Origin of the sequence: Pseudomonas asuensis (genome assembly GCF_014646755.1) — a bacterium.
Taxonomy (GTDB): Bacteria; Pseudomonadota; Gammaproteobacteria; order Pseudomonadales; family Pseudomonadaceae; genus Chryseomonas; species Chryseomonas asuensis.
This window is the reverse complement of sequence record NZ_BMNW01000001.1, coordinates 94523-109643: the sequence shown is the minus strand read 5'-3', so window position 1 is coordinate 109643 and position 15121 is coordinate 94523. Positions and strand designations below refer to the sequence as shown.

The window sequence follows — 15121 nt, the reverse complement described above, 5'->3', positions numbered from 1 at the left end:
AGGCGTGCCACGATTTAGGGCTAGAAAAATCAATAGGTTATCTAGATAAGAGTCCTTTTGACTGCATCTTGATCTAGTCAAATTGACTCTATGAGAGGTCATAATGACCACAGCTCCTTTGTTGTCTGCATTGATTCCTCTGGTCGCTGACCTGTCTCGCGAGCTGCCTGAGCAGGAACGCTATCGCAAGTTACTGCTGGCACTACGCGAGTTATTGCCATGCGATGCTGTGGCCTTGCTCAGGCTGGATGGTGACCAGCTCATTCCACTGGCAGTGCAGGGGCTTAGCCCTGACACGCTAGGGCGTCGCTTTCGCATCAGCGAGCATCCGCGGCTCAAGGTGTTGATCGAGCACCGAGGGCCGACCCGCTTTGCGGCAGATTGCGACTTGCCGGATCCCTATGACGGCTTGGTTGAGGGACATGAAGCCCTGGAAGTCCATGACTGCTTGGGTTGTCCGCTATATGTGCAGGATCAGGTCTGGGGACTGCTGACACTGGATGCACTTGACGAGGCGCGCTTCGGCACGGTGGATCTGGATATGCTGCAGGCGTTTGCCAGTTTGGCTTCGGCTACTGTGACGGCAGCTGAGCGAATCAATGCTCTAACGCGTCGCGTGGCCGATGAAAGTCAACTGGCCGAGATCTACAAGCAGGCCGCAGGGCGGGCTCGTACCCGTGAGCTGATCGGTCAGAGTGCTGCTCACAAGCAGCTCCTGCAACAAGTCGCCCTGGTGGGGGACAGCGATCTAACGGTACTGATTACCGGTGAGACCGGAGTAGGCAAGGAGCTGGTAGCCGAGGCGATTCACGCCCAGTCTGCACGCGCACGTCGGCCGCTAATTAGCATCAACTGCGCGGCCTTGCCGGAAACACTGGTAGAGAGTGAGTTATTTGGGCATGTACGCGGCGCTTTTTCCGGAGCAGTCAGCGAGCGCAGCGGCAAATTTGATCTGGCCAATGGCGGGACGCTGTTCCTCGATGAGGTCGGCGAGATGCCTTTGTCTGCACAGGCCAAGTTGCTGCGCGTGCTCCAAAGTGGCCAACTGCAACGGGTGGGGTCGGATCGCGAACACCATGTTGATGTCCGGGTGATTGCTGCTACCAACCGAGACCTGGCCGAAGAGGTAAAGGCGGGGCGTTTCAGGGCGGATCTCTACCACCGGCTAAGTGTTTACCCGCTTAAGGTGCCGGCCTTGCGTGAGCGCGGGCGCGATGTGCTGCTTTTGGCCGGGTATTTTCTTGAGGAAAACAGAGCGCGGTTAGGATTACGTAGCCTGCGCCTGAGTCCTGAAGCACAAAATTCGTTACTCACCTATGAGTGGCCCGGGAATGTCCGGGAATTAGAGCACTTGATCAGCCGCGCCGCCCTCAAAGCGTTGTCGAGCCATGCCGAGCGACCACGCATCCTCAGTATTGATAGCAAGGCGCTGGACTTGCCGACGGTAACACCTCTTCCAGAGGTAGCGCCTGATGCGGTGAAAACTGACCTGCCTGCCAATCTTCCTTTGCGGGAAGCAGTAGACGCCTACCAAAAGCAGCTCATTCAGGCCTCGCTTGAGCGGCACCACTATTGTTGGGCGGATGTGGCACGCGAAATGGCTATTGATCGTGCGAATCTGAGCCGCCTGGCCAAACGGTTAGGGCTCAAATGATGACCCAGGTCAGGTTTTGCTCGCAAAAGCCGCTGCACCATGAATATCCGGCGAGGTCCAAGACCCTATTGAGCAGGAGAAAGGATATGACGCAGCGACTCCACTATCTCAGCCGCGAACAGGTGAAAGCTATCGCGGTATTGGCAACCTGTACCCAGCTTACCCATGATGGTTTTGGCACCGGTCTAGGGGGTAGCCTTGGGTTAGGAGGTGAATCTGCCACAGGGTCGCTGATCGGCGAAACACTGGCCGAGCAGCGTTTGCGTGAGGCAATTTCTGGATTAACCCATGAGCAACTCGTTGAGCTGTTGGCTCTTGTCTATGCAGGCCAGGACTGGAGTGCTGCAAGAGCACTTGAGGAATACACCGCGTCCAAACAGTCGCTGCAGGGGCTGTGTGCCGATTTTCTTATTGATAAGTGCATTGAACAAAGCCCCTATCTGCATGAGCAACTCGAACGTGCATTGGATGTGATCGAATAATGTCTGTGGAGCCTGTGTCGATAAGGCTCCTGCAAGACGATACGAGGCGACCGTTACGCAGAGGGCACGGTAAAGGGCAAGTGGACTTCTACAACAACGTGGGCGTCAAGATTCTTGAATTCAGCATGACCGCCAAAACTCTCACACAACGCCTTGACGATAGGAAGGCCCAGCCCCCAGCCGCGATCATCGCTGCGAGTGGAAATAAAGTAAGGCGTTGCCAGGTTGACCAACACCTCATCAGGCATCTGACCTTGGTTACGCACACACACGACGATCCGGTCAGCAGACATTATCTGACTGATTTCAATACGGGTAGCCGGCGAGCCATGCTTGGAAGCATTAATGACCAGATTATCGATGATACGTAGAAAAGCGTGCTTGTCCCAGTAGACAAGCTGTTCGGGCGAGTCGAGGGTTAGCGTTATCTCGTTCGTTACCTGAATACGCAGATTGCTTATCGCCTCGCTAAACAGTGCACCAAGGTTTAGCTTTTCGCCATGCAATTTTACGCCGCCGCCCAGGCTGGTATGCGAAATATCCAGTACGTTCGTGATCATCTGATTCATGCGCTGCAGGTTTTCTTCAAGCAGCTTTAGCATGTCGTCTGTTCGACGAGCCGGTGTGCGACGCATGAGGCTGGCGACCATAGTTGCGGCTGTCAGCGGCGAGCGAAGGTCATGGTTAAGTGAGCGCATAAAGCGCTCGAGCATGATCTTTTCGGTTTCTAGGTTTTCACTGCGGGCAATGGCTACGTTGCGTTGATTTTCGATGCTCGCCAGCCGAGTGCTCGATTTGAGCAGAGATGAAATGGTAGCCAGCACCTCATCCCGGTTGATCGGGTGAGTCAGGTAAGCCTGGGCGCCCTGGTTAAGCCCCATGGCTTTGTCCTTGCCACTGACAAAGGTTGCCGAGATATTGATGATGGCCGGCATCTTGTCTTGGTTCAGCTTGCTTTCAATGGCCTGGATCAGCTCGAACCCGCTCATGTCAGGCAGGTTAATGTCGATGATGACCAGGCTGGTGTATTCATTGATCAGCTCAAGCCCGGTACTGCCACTTGCAGCTTCAAGAATGTCGAAGTCAGGCTGGGACAGAAGTATCTTCCGCAGCACATAACGGTTCGCATCCGTATCATCGATAATGACGATGCGCTTACGGTCATTCATTTCTCAAGCTCCTGGACAAGCTTTGTACCTGATAGAGCAGCTGCTCAAGGTACCCAGGGTGGGATTTCTGCAAAATGGCATGGCAATAAGGTTTGAGGCGTATCAGCTCCTCGTCACTCAGCGCTTTGGCCGTGTTAACCAGGACGCGGCGGTGCATGGACCAGTCCATGCTTTCCAGCAGCTCTTCACCGCTAATGTCCGGCAGATCAAGGTCAAGGAATATGATATCCGGCCGTACGGCATTGAGCTTATCCATACTGGCTTTGGCACTGTCAGCTTCGATCATGATTGGAGCATAGCTTTCCAGGGCACGGGTGACGATGTAGCGATCGGCTTCACTGTCGTCGATCATCAATATTGTCATGCCGGCTAAAGCCTCTCTCTCAAGGGTCGAAGAGGCTTCTTCCAGTGCCGTCGGGATGCGCAGATAAAATTTGCTGCCTACGCCCTCCTGGCTGGTTAGCTCGATCTCGCCTTTGAGTAGCGTTGCGACTTTTTGTGCCAGGGACAAGCCTAGCCCTGTGCCTTCGATGCTCTTGCGGCCCGGTGACTTGATCCGATAGAACTCGTCGAATACTTTTCGCTGGTTTTCTTCGGAAATGCCGATCCCGGTGTCCGCTACCATGAATTCGATTTGCTGGTTTTCCGGGTGAAAGCAGCGAATCGTCACAGTGCCCTTGGGCGTGTATTTGAAGGCATTGGAAATCAGGTTACGCAGGATCTGAAACAGCCGCTCCCGGTCAGTGTTCAGGATCAGGTCTTCCGGCAGGCGATCGAGCCGGTAGCTGACATTCTCATAGCGGAACGAGAGCGCAGCGGCAAACGCTTCGATTCGCTCCAGGAGCTCATTCAGGCTGAACGGCTCAGCCATGATCTTCATGCGACCCGACTGTACTTCAGCCAGATCCAGCAACTCGTTGACTAGAGTCGAGAGCTCGGCCGCCGCATCACTGATGAATTTGACCTGACGGTATTGCTCTCCATTGAGCGGCCCATCCTGGCCGGAGATCAGGAGCTTCGAGATATTCTCGATGATGTTGATGGGCGTGCGGAATTCATGGGTCATGTTGGAGAAGAAGCGACTCTTGGCCTCGCTGGCATCCTGCAGCTCCTGAGCCGTCTTTTCCAGCTCGGAATACAGGGCCACAACGCCTTTATTGGTTTCCTCCAGTTCCTTGTTGGTGTCTTCCAGCTCCTGCTGCTTGGCGCGCAGTTCTGAGGTCGTCACCAGCAGGTCTTCGCTCTGGAGCTGCATTTCCTTGTACGGATCCAGCGCGCTCTTATCTGTGAGCTGGTGGAGCAGTCGGCCCAGCTCTGTCTCGCTAGGAAATGGTTTGGATACAGGCAGGTATTTGGCCGCGCGGATACGGGTGCCCTCCGAAGAGGTTTCGATCTGGAAGTCATCCATCAAGCGCTGCGCGCCACGCAGACCTACGCCCATGCCCGTCTGGGACACATAGCTGCCATTAAGGATATCGTCCAGATTTTGAATGCCTGTACCGTTATCCTGCGCTTCGAAGCGCAGGCCATTCAGGCGCCCCTCGATAGTGCTCATCATGTAAAAGCTGAAGCGGCCCTGCTTGGCATACTGGTAGATATTGCGCGCAAGCTCGGACACTGTAGTAGCAATACGAATCTGATCGAGCCGGGGCAGCCCAAGCCAGTCGGCAAGCTGCTTGGCCCGTTGGCGGCACCAGACGATGTCCTGCTCGGTTTCGATGCGCAGGGTAGAGATCAAGCGGTCGTTATGCATGGCGTATCACCAGAACCGTGGCGTCGTCTGTTGAACGCTTGAAATCACGATGAATCACGGCGGCGGTGACGGCAGGGTGTTTACCGAGCAAGCCGGTATACCCTGCCAGGTTGACCCGGGAGTTGATGCCATCGGAACTCATGACCAAAACGCTAGACTCATCCCACGGGTAGGAAAAGGATTGTACGCGGCCGATTTTATAGCCAACCGTACCGTTGGCTGACACCATGCTGCGTGGCCGATCCGCTATCAAGGTACCGGCGATATTGCCAACACCACAAAAATTGACAGTGCCTTGTTCCGGCAGGATTTCTGTAAACGCCAAGGCTGCCCCGCGTGTACTCATCAGTGCGCGATGTATCCGCTCCATCAACTCGGTGAGCGGAATGCTTGAAGGATGGCTCAGGAATATTTCCCGCGCCTTGGCGCTGGCCTCCCGGGCTTGTACGCCATGTCCCAGTCCATCGCACACCATGATCCGGTTGCCCAGGACGGCCCAGCTGTCTCCGCAGACTTCTTCTCGCGGGTGTGGGGTACACAGCGCGCCTTCCTCAAAAAGCTTGCGGGTAGCAGAGGGCACCAATTGCGTTCGAGAAAAAACAATGGTGCCCTTGCCGGGTTGCGAGTAGATATCGAATCGATCCGACAGGCGCCGGATAGCACCTAGTCCGGCTCCCATCGTGCCTTTGGTGGAGTAGTTGTCGCTCAGGCACTGCGCCACATTGACCATGCCCGGGCCGCTATCAACAGCGACCAGATCCAGTTCATGATTATTGTGGCTCAGATACAGCTCACCTTCGCCGGCATGGTTGACCAGGTTGCGTGCCAGCTCCTGGGCGACAAGCGTCAGCCTGCCCAGCACTTCCTCATCATCGGTCAGTTCGCGTGCATGGCGGATGACCGCACGGCGTGCAGCATCGACATGCGCAACATCGGAAACCGAAAGTGTCTGGCTGCAATACAACGGGGTCAACGCCACTTCCACAACTCCACGCGCGTACCCTTGCCGGGGGCGCTCTCGATTGCAAACTCATCTACCAGCCGCTTGGCACCACTCAAGCCAAGGCCCAGACCATTACCGGAGGTGTAACCGTCTACCATGGCCTTGTTGATGTCCTCGATTCCCTTGCCTTGGTCGGTAATAACCAAGTGGACTGCGCTGCGACCGTTACGTGCCGTATCTTCGATCACGCATTCACCACCGCCCCCGTAAATCAAGGCGTTACGGGCGATCTCACTGGCAGCCGTAACAATCTTGGTCTGTGAGACGAGGCCCAGCTTGGCAACCTCGGCAGATTGACGCACGCGTTGGCGGATGAGAACGATGTCAGTCTCCTGCTTTAGCGGAAGTATCTCTTTCTTCGCCACGCGCTAGCTCCAGGAGTTCATCATCCGCGACCATCTGTTCCAGACGGGCCATCCCTTTTTCTACATTGAGTGCAGTCGCTATGCCGTCAAGTGATAGCCCCAGCTCAACAAGCGTGATCGCAACGGCAGGTTGCATGCCTACGACGATAACCTTGGCATCCAGAATACGAGAGACATTGGCAATATGGGACAGCATGCGACCAATGAACGAATCGACGATCTCTAGGGAAGAGATGTCGATCAGCACACCCTTAGCACGGTGCTTAACGATCTGATTGGTCAAATCTTCCTGCAGGTCCAGGGCCAGCTGATCGTGCATGTCCACCTGGATAGACAGGAGCAGGTATTTGCCCATTTTAAGGATCGGAATCTTATCTACCATGACGGCGACTCCTTAGCGTGCCGTAGCAGAAACAAGACGAACGTTGAGCTCTTTCAGAGCCATCTGGAACGCATCGGCCAGCGAAGCCTTGGTGACGACGTCACCCAGCTCTACACCCAGGTGAACGATGGTGGCGGCGATCTGTGGGCGAATACCACTAATGATGCACTTGGCACCCATCAGCTTGGCAGCTGTGACCGTTTTGAGCAGATGCTGAGCCACCATGGTATCCACCGTAGGAACACCTGTGATATCGATGATAGCGAGGTCGGATTCGGTCTGAACGATCTTTTCCAGCAGGGCTTCCATCACAATCTGCGTGCGGTTGCTGTCGAGCGAACCAATCAAGGGAATGGCCAGGATGCCTTTCCAGAGCTCGACGACAGGTGTCGACAGCTCCAGCATGCTTTCCTGCTGTTCGCGAATGATAGCCTCGCGGCTTCCCATGTAGCTCTCAACGCAGTAAAGGCCAAGCTTATCCAGTAATTTGCTGGCATCCCAAAGCACCTCGACTGGATTGGCACACTGCGCCTGAATCCGGGCGAACAAGGGCTCTTTAAGCGAGAAAACAAAGGTGGCTGTTTCGGAGGAGGTGAATCCCTGCCGACTCTGGCTACGGGACAAACGGTCCAGCATGCCTTTAACGGGTGTCCAGTGAGCACTGTGAAGATCATCCAGGCCCTCGGCAGCTGCAACCGTCAGTAGCTTGAGCAGCTCCTGAGAATTGCTTCTTACGGTTTCTTCGTCAACCAGATCGGTACGAATACCCGCTAACCGCTGCGCAGTGACCCATTCATCCAACAGCTCGCGTTCATGCTGCTGTAAAAGCTCGGCAATAACAGATGCAGGCATTGCTTATCCTCTAAACAAGAGCGAGGTCGCCATGCGCCTCATGAATATCAACTTACAACCAAGGGCTCATCATGCAATGCCGCGTACGCGGGCACAATGGAATCCTGCGTCAGGCCGTTAGCGCTTAAATTCGCCTTTTAATGCGGCCTTCGACAGATGATTCAAGGGTTGGTGCTTAAACTGAAATAAAGAATTTCAACGGCGGGCGGGCAGGCAGGAACAGGAAGAGGGCAGGACACGAACGCAGTGCGCTGGACGTATCCTGCCTGGAGTGGTTAGTTGGCGCTTAGCGCGTGTTGACCTGCGCGCTGCAAATCCTTGCGCCGGAACAATACCAGTGTGGCCGTCAGGCCGAGCACGGCAGCCAGCGTCAGCCAGATGCCAGGGGCCGCACGGTTGTCCAGCGTGTGGATCAACCAGGTGCAGATGGCAGGGGTAAAACCGCCAAAAGTGGCGGTGGCCAGGCTGTAAGCCAGCGAGAAGCCTGTAGTACGCACATCAGCAGGCATAACTTCCGCCAGTGCCACCACCATGGCGCCGTTATAGCTGCCATACAGGAAAGACAGCCACAGCTCGACCAGCAGCAGGCGGGTGAATGAAGGCTCGTTAGTTAGCCAGATCAGCGCAGGGTAGGCTGTGAAGATAGCCAAAACCGTTGCCGAGATCAGCAAGGGACGACGTCCGATTCGATCTGATAGCGAACCCATGACGGGCAGCCAGATGAAGTTCGATACGCCAATACACATGGTGACCAACAAGCTGTCGATGTCGCTCAGGTGCAGCTCGTTTTTACCAAAGGTTGGGGTGTAGGCCGTAATCAGATAGAAGGAGGCTGTGGTCATCGAAACCATAGCCATGCCAGCAATAATCAACCCAAAGTTATTGCCGATGGAACTGACCACTTCGCGCAGGCTCGGGCGATGGTGGCGCGCCTGGAATTCGGGCGTTTCCTCCAGTGAGCGACGAATGACGAACAGGACGGGTACGATCAGGCAGCCGATCAGGAAGGGGATACGCCAGCCCCAGTCACCCATATCCTCAGGGGACAGAAGGCGATTGAGCATAACGCCTAATAGACCAGCAAAAACCACTGCCACCTGTTGGCTAGCCGATTGCCAGCTAACAAAGAAGCCGCGGCGGCCAGGTGTTGCGATCTCGGCCAGATAGACAGATACACCACCCAGCTCGACACCTGCCGAAAACCCCTGCAGCAGGCGCCCCAGCAACACCAGGGCAGGTGCCATAACGCCTAGCGTGGCATAACCAGGCACTAGCGCAATCAACAAGGTTCCGGTAGCCATCAAGGTCAGTGTAATGACCAGGCCCTTACGGCGACCGTGACGGTCGATATAGGCCCCAAGAAAGATCGCACCCAGCGGGCGCATCAGAAAGCCCGCCCCAAATGTTGCCAGGGACAGCATCAGCGAAGCGAGGGGGTTATCACCGGGAAAGAAGGTTTTAGCAATGGCGGTGGCATAAAAGCCATACACCATGAAATCGTACATTTCCAGGAAGTTGCCACTGACAACCCGGAAGATGGCTTTACCTTTGGAATTGTTCGCCATGGGTACACACTCAATGTTGAAATAATTGTTCCTGATGTATTTGGTTACAAATATCAGGCTCTTTTGAGTTTCTAGCTTGTAACCATATGTGTAATAGCGCGCTGCGGCAAGGCTTGCTTGTCTGCTCAATTCAAGTTATGAGCGTCTAGAATCGATGTTTGGAAAAATCAAGTAGGAGTAGGCTCTAGATCAGGCCTTGGGAGCAGATATGTGTCAGTGCGCCATGACGATGTGGTTGTTACAGAAGTGTGAAGTCGATAAATAACTTCTACGAGCACACCGACTGTTTTAAAGAGGGCCCGCTTACTTGTTGTCGGAAGTCAGCCTATTCATTTAACCGTTTCCGCTTTAAACCCCTGCTTAATCTTTGCTAGTACAACGCCTTATAGCCAAGGCACGAATAGGCACAAGGTTAGCTTGCTAAGAAATTTGATGGCAGAATTGCTGCCGCCTCGCCTGTATCGGCCCGCCAGTAAGTTTGCTGGGTCATCAAGGGCGGATGCATATCAATAAAATAAACGACCATGATTTGAATCTCGCCTGCCGGTGAGATTTTGCACCTCTCGATTTTTTACGGTGCATTACTTTTCAAGGAGAGCTACCCCTGATGAAGACCTTCCGACTGAGCACGCTAACCCTCTCGTTAATGGCTTGCAGCAGTGCAATGGCCTTCGCCGGCCAAGCGGATTCCAATGGATTTATAGAAGAAGGCCATCTTCAACTCCTGAATCGCAGCATGTATTTCAATCGTCAGGTAAAAGGCGATGGCCATGGCGAGAATGCGCATAATCAGCGTGATCCCCGTGACTGGTCTTATGGTCTTCTGGCCAACTATGAATCTGGTTTTACTCAGGGTACCGTCGGGTTCGGGGTAGACGCCTTCGGGTACCTTGCTCTCAAGCTCGACGGCGGTAATGGCCACGCTGGAAGCGGTAACGTCCAAGTCAATTCAAGTGGTGAAACGCAGGATGAGTATTCAAAGGCCGGCGGTGCGGTAAAGCTGCGAATTTCCAATACCATTCTGAAGTATGGCGAAATGCAGCCTACTGCCCCGGTGTTCGCGGCAGGTGGTAGCCGCCTGTTGCCGCAGACGGCGCGTGGTCTGAATATCATCAGCAAAGAAGTCGATGGCCTAACCCTGGACCTGGGGCATTTCACGGCGGGTACCGAGCCGACTTCCACCAGCACCGATGGCGGCCTATGGGCAACCTATGCAGGTGTGGAAACGCGTAAGGTTGATTATCTGGGCGGCTCGTATCAAGTTAACGATAATCTCAGCGTCTCACTGTATGGCGCAGAATTCCAAGACCTCTGGCGTCAGTACTATGGCAATGCAAACTATGCGCTGCCGCTGCAGGACGACCAGTCACTGACCTTTGATTTCAATATCTACCGTACCAATGATGAAGGGCGCGCCAAAGCGGGCTCCATCAATAACACGGCCTGGTCCCTGGCAGCGGCTTATAACATTGGTGCGCACACCTTTACGCTGGCGCACCAGCGCATCCACAGCGATACACCCTTTGACTATGTTGGCTTTGGCAATAATGGTGCGGGCGGTGGTGGTGACTCGATCTTCCTGGCCAACTCTATCCAATGGTCTGACTTCAACGCACCGAACGAAAAGTCCTGGCAGGCGCGTTACGATCTGGATCTGACGTCCTACGGCGTTCCGGGGCTAAGCTTTATGGCTCGTTACATCTATGGTTATGACATAGACGGCACCCATGCCGATACACGTGGTGCTTATGTGTCTGTGGACGACAATGGTGCGCTGGCTGGTTATACCTATGGCCATAACGACAAGGAGCGTGAGACCAATCTGGAGGCCAAGTATGTCGTTCAAGGCGGCCCTGCGAAGGATCTCTCCCTGCGCATGCGCCAGGCCTGGCACCGTGGTAATGCATCGACGGGCGGATCGGTTAACGAGTTCCGTCTGATTGCCGATTACCCGATCGACATCTTCTAAGTCTGAGAGCCCGGCAGCGCCGGGCTTTTTATTGGGCTTACACCAGCGGCTTCGGTTCTGGATCAAGCAGGGCGGGGCTGTCATTACGAACGCTGCCCACAGCCTTGCCCACGGGATACCACTCGAAGTGATCGGCAGGAATCGCTCCATCCTGGACGATTTCCTCGGCGCGCTCAGGCGAGAGGTCCGGCTCCATCCACTCCCGAGCGGCCTCAGGTGTTAGCACTAACGGACGACGGTCGTGAATATCGATCATGCCCGCATCAGCCGCTGCTGTAATGACGACAAAGCCATCGTCCTCATGTTCATGTTGGTCGGTGCGATGAAACTGTCCAATGGCTGCGAAGAACATCGGTTCGTCCGACTTCAATTTGATGAAGTAAGGCTGCTTGCGCTTGGGATCGTCAGCATCCTTTTTCCATTCGTACCAGCCATCGGCCGCTACCAGTGATTTGCCATGCTTCCATATGCTACGAAACATCCTGCTGGTGGCAGCCGTTTCAACACGGGCATTGATAACGGGTGGCCGCTTGGGTTTGTGTGACTCAGGATCACGTGCCCAAAAGGGAGCGTACCCCCAGGGAACCGGGTCGAAGCGAATGCCGTTGGCCTCTTCATGCAGTAATTGCACACGGGTACCCGGTGCGACGTTGTAGCGGCCAAGGGGTGTTGGATCGAGCCCGCCTGCAAATTCGACCGATGTTTTGAGCGCCTCGATATATTCAATCGCAGTCCGGTATTGTGCAAATCGTCCACACATAAAATGCAGTGCCTAAACTGACCATACTGTTTAGTCGACAACACTCCCCAACAGAAGAGTTCATTTTGTAAGTGTTGTATGAGTTGGCCTGGGCTGCTTAAACGTCACAAATACCCATAAGACGTCTGGTTGGTGATAGGCAAATCCTTTAAACGAGCCTAAGCTTCCAGTCATGATCACCTTTGAGTAAGGTCGCAGCAGTATGTCGATCCGTAGCAAGCTTATTACGCTAGTAATAGCTATTTTGGCTCCGGCACTGTTGGCCTCTGCATTTGCTATCTATTACGTCTACCAGGATCAAAGGAGCAGAGTAGAGGAAAGTATGCGGGCTACGACCCGGGCGCTCTCTCTGGCCATTGATAGGGACCTGCTCAGGCGTGATGCAATCATCTCCACCTTGGCCATCTCTCCTTCTCTTGAGCGTAACGACCTGGAAGCGTTCTATAACCACGCCCGGCGGATTACGCAGACCAGGGAAAACTCCATCATCCTGTTTGATCTGGATGGGCAGCAGCTCATCAATACCCGCCGGCCTTTTGGTGCGGATCTGCCTCATGGTATTCACACTGAGGTCAGTGCTGCCGATTTCAATAAGCCTCTCATTGTGAGTGACTTGTATGTTGCGCCTGTAGCAAAGGAGTACAGCTTTGCTGTCCGGCGGCCTGTGTTTCGTAATGGAGAGCTTACCTATTTCATTGCGATGGGCTCGTTCGCCTCTCAAATGGATGCAGTGCTCAGCGAGCAGCAGTTGCCTCTTGGCTGGTTGGGCGTCGTAATGGATTCTAGCGCTCAGGTTGTCACTCGAAATATCCGACCGCAGGAGTTTGTGGGCAGGCAGGCGGCAGGGCCACTGTTGGATCAGCTGACGGTGGATAACGAAGGATTTCTCGATTCGGTATCGTTGGAAGGCGTGCCGATGCGCTCCTTTTTCAGCAAGGCACCTTTATCGGGATGGTCGGTAGTGATTGGTCTCCCGCGAGCGGAGATCCAGCGCGCCGCTATCCATGCCTCCATCGCTGTTATTGTTGGGTCGCTTATTCTTTTAGGCTGCGCCATCTTGTTAGCCTTCTGGATGGGGCGCCGGATTGCACAGCCGCTCCGCCTCCTGGAGCAGACGGCCCAGGCCTTAGGCCGTGGTGAAGTGATCAAACCGATTGCGACCGGAATGGTTGAAACTGACAACACTGCCTGTGTGCTGGCAAAGGCGAGTGAAGAAATACAAAGTGCCAATGCCAAGATGGCCCAGCGTGTGGAGGAGGCGGTTGCCCAGGCCGAGCGCTCGCAAAAGGCGTTGTTGCAGGGGCAGAAGCTTGAGTCTCTGGGGCGTCTTACCGGTGGCATTGCCCATGATTTCAATAACCTTTTGCAAACCCTGACTATGGGCTTGGAGCTGGCCGAAATGTCGGCCACGACGCCTCGTGCGAAAAAGGCAATCGAAGCGTGTAGCCGTTCTGTCGAGCGAGGCACCAAGCTGACTCGCCAGCTCATGGCGTTCAGTCGTAGCCGGGTCGATGAGGCCCGTACGGTGGATTTGCGTACTGTCATGACTGGCATCGAGGACTTACTGGACGGTGCCTTGCCCAGCCGTATAACACTTACGCTTGAGATACCTGATCAGTCCTGGTCAGTCTTCATCGACCCTCTCCAGTGCGAGCTGGCTGTATTGAACATGGTCTTCAATTCCCGTGATGCCATGCCTGAAGGTGATGAAATTACCGTCTCGCTGTCGCGTAGGATGATCCAGACTGGGGAAATAGAGGGGCTGGCGCGTGGGGAGTACATTGCGCTCTGCGTGAAGGATAACGGGCATGGCATGAGCGAAGAGGTACAAGCCAAGGCTATGGAGCCATTCTTCACAACAAAGGAGGTAGGGCAAGGCACAGGGCTTGGACTTGCCCAAGTCTATGGCTTCGCCAGGCAGGCACGGGGTACGGTGCTTATCGAAAGCACGGTGGGTGTGGGCACTACTCTTACAATCATGCTGCCTATGGATGAGGCTGCGCTGATCGAGCATCAGGAGACTGCTTCCGACACAGTAGTGCCGGCTGCGTCCGCCCGAGTACTGTTAGTGGATGATGACGAGCAGGTGAGGGAAGTCGTTGGCCCAATGCTGGAAGAGCTGGGGTTCGATGTGATCACCGCCTCTAATGCGGATGAAGCCTTGCAGCGGTACGAGGAGATGCTGTCCGGCTCGACCAGCATCCGGCCCAATATCATTTTTTCCGACATCATCATGCCTGGCCGTCTGGACGGAGTTGGGCTGGCGTTGGCCCTGCGTCAGCGCGATCCAGGCCTGCCGATTGTATTGGCTACCGGTTATACCGAGCATGCGGTGAAGGATTATGGCTTCAAGGTGCTTTCCAAGCCTTACGACTTGAAGACCCTGGCGCAAACCCTGAGAGATGAACTCGACCGCTCTGCCGCTTGAGTGGTGCATTAAGCATTACCCGTCCAGGACGGATGTTGGATATCGCCGGGCTGTATCCAACCTGCTGAGCAGAGTGTAATGGAGAGCAATTAGGGTGGTTGAGCAACGCGATACCCCGCTGGAGTGCAAGAACCGCATCAGTAGGTAGCTAGCAGAGCTGTTGGAGATTGCATCACGGCATCTAGCCGACTCGCTTACGACAACCTGACCACAGGATGCCAGCCATCAATCAGGCTGGCATCTCATACGTCAACCCATTCGGGCCTGTAGCAGCAGGGCGTAGCCCAGCGCCATAAGCGTCCAGGCTAACAACGGGCCAAAGGCCCACTTCCAGACCCTCGCTTGAGGGTCGAACCCTACGCCGTGCACAAAGCCGCCCGCTACGCCCCACATCACCAGCATGAGCATGCTGTGGCTGTAATGGCCCTCGGCATTCAGAAACGCAGTGGGGTAGATGAGCAGCAACAGGCACAGCGGAGAGGCCAGTAACAGGGACAATGCCCTAAACCCCCCGTGCAGCAGCACCGGGCGGGCGTGAGTGATCATGGCTTGATCTCCTCGTCGAGGTTTTCAGTGGCCTCAAGCCATAGCGCATTCATGACGCCAAAGCCGCACGCCAGTGCGATACCGAGAACCCAGGTGAAATACCACATGCTGATGACTCCTGAATAGGTTTGAGGTCTTGCCTGGCCAGGCTGTAGCAAAGTGTCCTATCGCCTGGCCAATACGTTACTAAGCG

14 protein-coding genes are annotated in these 15121 nt (G+C 54.9%); 4 read left to right on the top strand and 10 right to left on the bottom strand.

Translation table 11 applies throughout. From position 1 onward, the window contains the following. The first annotated feature begins 103 nt into the window (after positions 1–103). Both norR and IEX86_RS00545 read left to right on the top strand, forming a co-directional pair. Positions 104–1654, top strand: a complete 1551-nt coding sequence (gene norR, locus IEX86_RS00550) for a nitric oxide reductase transcriptional regulator NorR (protein ID WP_188864130.1) — start codon at positions 104–106, stop codon at positions 1652–1654. An 86-nt stretch (positions 1655–1740) separates the two neighbouring features. Next, positions 1741–2136, top strand: coding sequence for a hypothetical protein (locus IEX86_RS00545; protein WP_188864129.1), 396 nt, complete (start codon positions 1741–1743; stop codon positions 2134–2136). Positions 2137–2189: 53 nt separating this feature from the next. On the opposite strand, the gene IEX86_RS00540 is transcribed toward IEX86_RS00545, so the two are convergent. The 7 genes from IEX86_RS00540 to IEX86_RS00510 form a co-directional block, all read right to left on the bottom strand. After that, positions 2190–3305: a hybrid sensor histidine kinase/response regulator gene (locus tag IEX86_RS00540; RefSeq protein WP_188864128.1), complete on the bottom strand. Its 1116-nt coding sequence runs from the start codon at positions 3303–3305 to the stop codon at positions 2190–2192. Beyond that, a complete protein-coding gene (locus IEX86_RS00535; protein WP_188864127.1) occupies positions 3298–5058 on the bottom strand; it encodes an ATP-binding protein in 1761 nt (586 codons plus the stop codon). The genes IEX86_RS00540 and IEX86_RS00535 overlap by 8 nt, the downstream gene beginning before the upstream one ends. Beyond that, a complete protein-coding gene (locus IEX86_RS00530) occupies positions 5051–6037 on the bottom strand; it encodes a SpoIIE family protein phosphatase (RefSeq protein ID WP_188864126.1) in 987 nt (328 codons plus the stop codon). The genes IEX86_RS00535 and IEX86_RS00530 overlap by 8 nt, the downstream gene beginning before the upstream one ends. Beyond that, a complete protein-coding gene (locus IEX86_RS00525; RefSeq protein ID WP_188864125.1) occupies positions 6028–6426 on the bottom strand; it encodes an anti-sigma regulatory factor in 399 nt (132 codons plus the stop codon). Before IEX86_RS00525 ends, IEX86_RS00530 begins: the two co-directional genes overlap by 10 nt. Further along, positions 6386–6808 carry an STAS domain-containing protein gene (locus tag IEX86_RS00520; protein ID WP_188864124.1) on the bottom strand — a complete coding sequence of 141 codons (423 nt, stop codon included), beginning with the start codon at positions 6806–6808 and terminating at the stop codon, positions 6386–6388. The genes IEX86_RS00525 and IEX86_RS00520 overlap by 41 nt, the downstream gene beginning before the upstream one ends. Positions 6809–6820: 12 nt before the next feature. After that, positions 6821–7660 (bottom strand): STAS domain-containing protein, encoded by an 840-nt coding sequence (locus tag IEX86_RS00515; RefSeq protein WP_188864123.1) that lies wholly within the window; start codon positions 7658–7660, stop codon positions 6821–6823. Between the two features lie 275 nt (positions 7661–7935). Then, positions 7936–9225, bottom strand: a complete 1290-nt coding sequence (locus IEX86_RS00510) for an MFS transporter (RefSeq protein WP_188864122.1) — start codon at positions 9223–9225, stop codon at positions 7936–7938. Positions 9226–9832: 607 nt separating this feature from the next. On the opposite strand from IEX86_RS00510, the gene IEX86_RS00505 reads away from it, so the two are divergent. Next, positions 9833–11194, top strand: a complete 1362-nt coding sequence (locus IEX86_RS00505; protein WP_188864121.1) for an OprD family porin — start codon at positions 9833–9835, stop codon at positions 11192–11194. Between the two features lie 37 nt (positions 11195–11231). Here the strand turns inward: IEX86_RS00505 and IEX86_RS00500 are convergent, their stop codons facing one another. Beyond that, positions 11232–11954 carry an SOS response-associated peptidase family protein gene (locus tag IEX86_RS00500; RefSeq protein ID WP_188864120.1) on the bottom strand — a complete coding sequence of 241 codons (723 nt, stop codon included), beginning with the start codon at positions 11952–11954 and terminating at the stop codon, positions 11232–11234. A gap of 202 nt (positions 11955–12156) precedes the next feature. On the opposite strand from IEX86_RS00500, the gene IEX86_RS00495 reads away from it, so the two are divergent. Further along, the gene (locus IEX86_RS00495) at positions 12157–14382 is read left to right on the top strand and encodes an ATP-binding protein (protein ID WP_188864119.1); all 2226 of its coding nucleotides are present in this window, start codon (positions 12157–12159) and stop codon (positions 14380–14382) included. Positions 14383–14631: 249 nt separating this feature from the next. Here the strand turns inward: IEX86_RS00495 and IEX86_RS00490 are convergent, their stop codons facing one another. Together IEX86_RS00490 and cydX are read right to left on the bottom strand one after the other, a co-directional pair. Continuing rightward, positions 14632–14928 carry a cyd operon YbgE family protein gene (locus IEX86_RS00490; protein WP_188864118.1) on the bottom strand — a complete coding sequence of 99 codons (297 nt, stop codon included), beginning with the start codon at positions 14926–14928 and terminating at the stop codon, positions 14632–14634. Then, positions 14925–15035: a cytochrome bd-I oxidase subunit CydX gene (cydX, locus tag IEX86_RS00485; RefSeq protein ID WP_188864117.1), complete on the bottom strand. Its 111-nt coding sequence runs from the start codon at positions 15033–15035 to the stop codon at positions 14925–14927. The genes IEX86_RS00490 and cydX overlap by 4 nt, the downstream gene beginning before the upstream one ends. Positions 15036–15121: the final 86 nt, after the last annotated feature.

What these genes read in the sequence shown, in the direction of transcription:
- norR (WP_188864130.1), top strand. Translation starts at nt 104, where the DNA reads ATGACCACAGCTCCTTTGTTGTCTGCATTGATTCCTCTGGTCGCTGAC.
- IEX86_RS00545 (WP_188864129.1), top strand. Translation starts at nt 1,741, where the DNA reads ATGACGCAGCGACTCCACTATCTCAGCCGCGAACAGGTGAAAGCTATC.
- IEX86_RS00540 (WP_188864128.1), bottom strand. Translation starts at nt 3,305, where the DNA reads ATGAATGACCGTAAGCGCATCGTCATTATCGATGATACGGATGCGAAC.
- IEX86_RS00535 (WP_188864127.1), bottom strand. Translation starts at nt 5,058, where the DNA reads ATGCATAACGACCGCTTGATCTCTACCCTGCGCATCGAAACCGAGCAG.
- IEX86_RS00520 (WP_188864124.1), bottom strand. Translation starts at nt 6,808, where the DNA reads ATGGTAGATAAGATTCCGATCCTTAAAATGGGCAAATACCTGCTCCTG.
- IEX86_RS00515 (WP_188864123.1), bottom strand. Translation starts at nt 7,660, where the DNA reads ATGCCTGCATCTGTTATTGCCGAGCTTTTACAGCAGCATGAACGCGAG.
- IEX86_RS00510 (WP_188864122.1), bottom strand. Translation starts at nt 9,225, where the DNA reads ATGGCGAACAATTCCAAAGGTAAAGCCATCTTCCGGGTTGTCAGTGGC.
- IEX86_RS00505 (WP_188864121.1), top strand. Translation starts at nt 9,833, where the DNA reads ATGAAGACCTTCCGACTGAGCACGCTAACCCTCTCGTTAATGGCTTGC.
- IEX86_RS00500 (WP_188864120.1), bottom strand. Translation starts at nt 11,954, where the DNA reads ATGTGTGGACGATTTGCACAATACCGGACTGCGATTGAATATATCGAG.
- IEX86_RS00495 (WP_188864119.1), top strand. Translation starts at nt 12,157, where the DNA reads ATGTCGATCCGTAGCAAGCTTATTACGCTAGTAATAGCTATTTTGGCT.
- IEX86_RS00490 (WP_188864118.1), bottom strand. Translation starts at nt 14,928, where the DNA reads ATGATCACTCACGCCCGCCCGGTGCTGCTGCACGGGGGGTTTAGGGCA.
- cydX (WP_188864117.1), bottom strand. Translation starts at nt 15,035, where the DNA reads ATGTGGTATTTCACCTGGGTTCTCGGTATCGCACTGGCGTGCGGCTTT.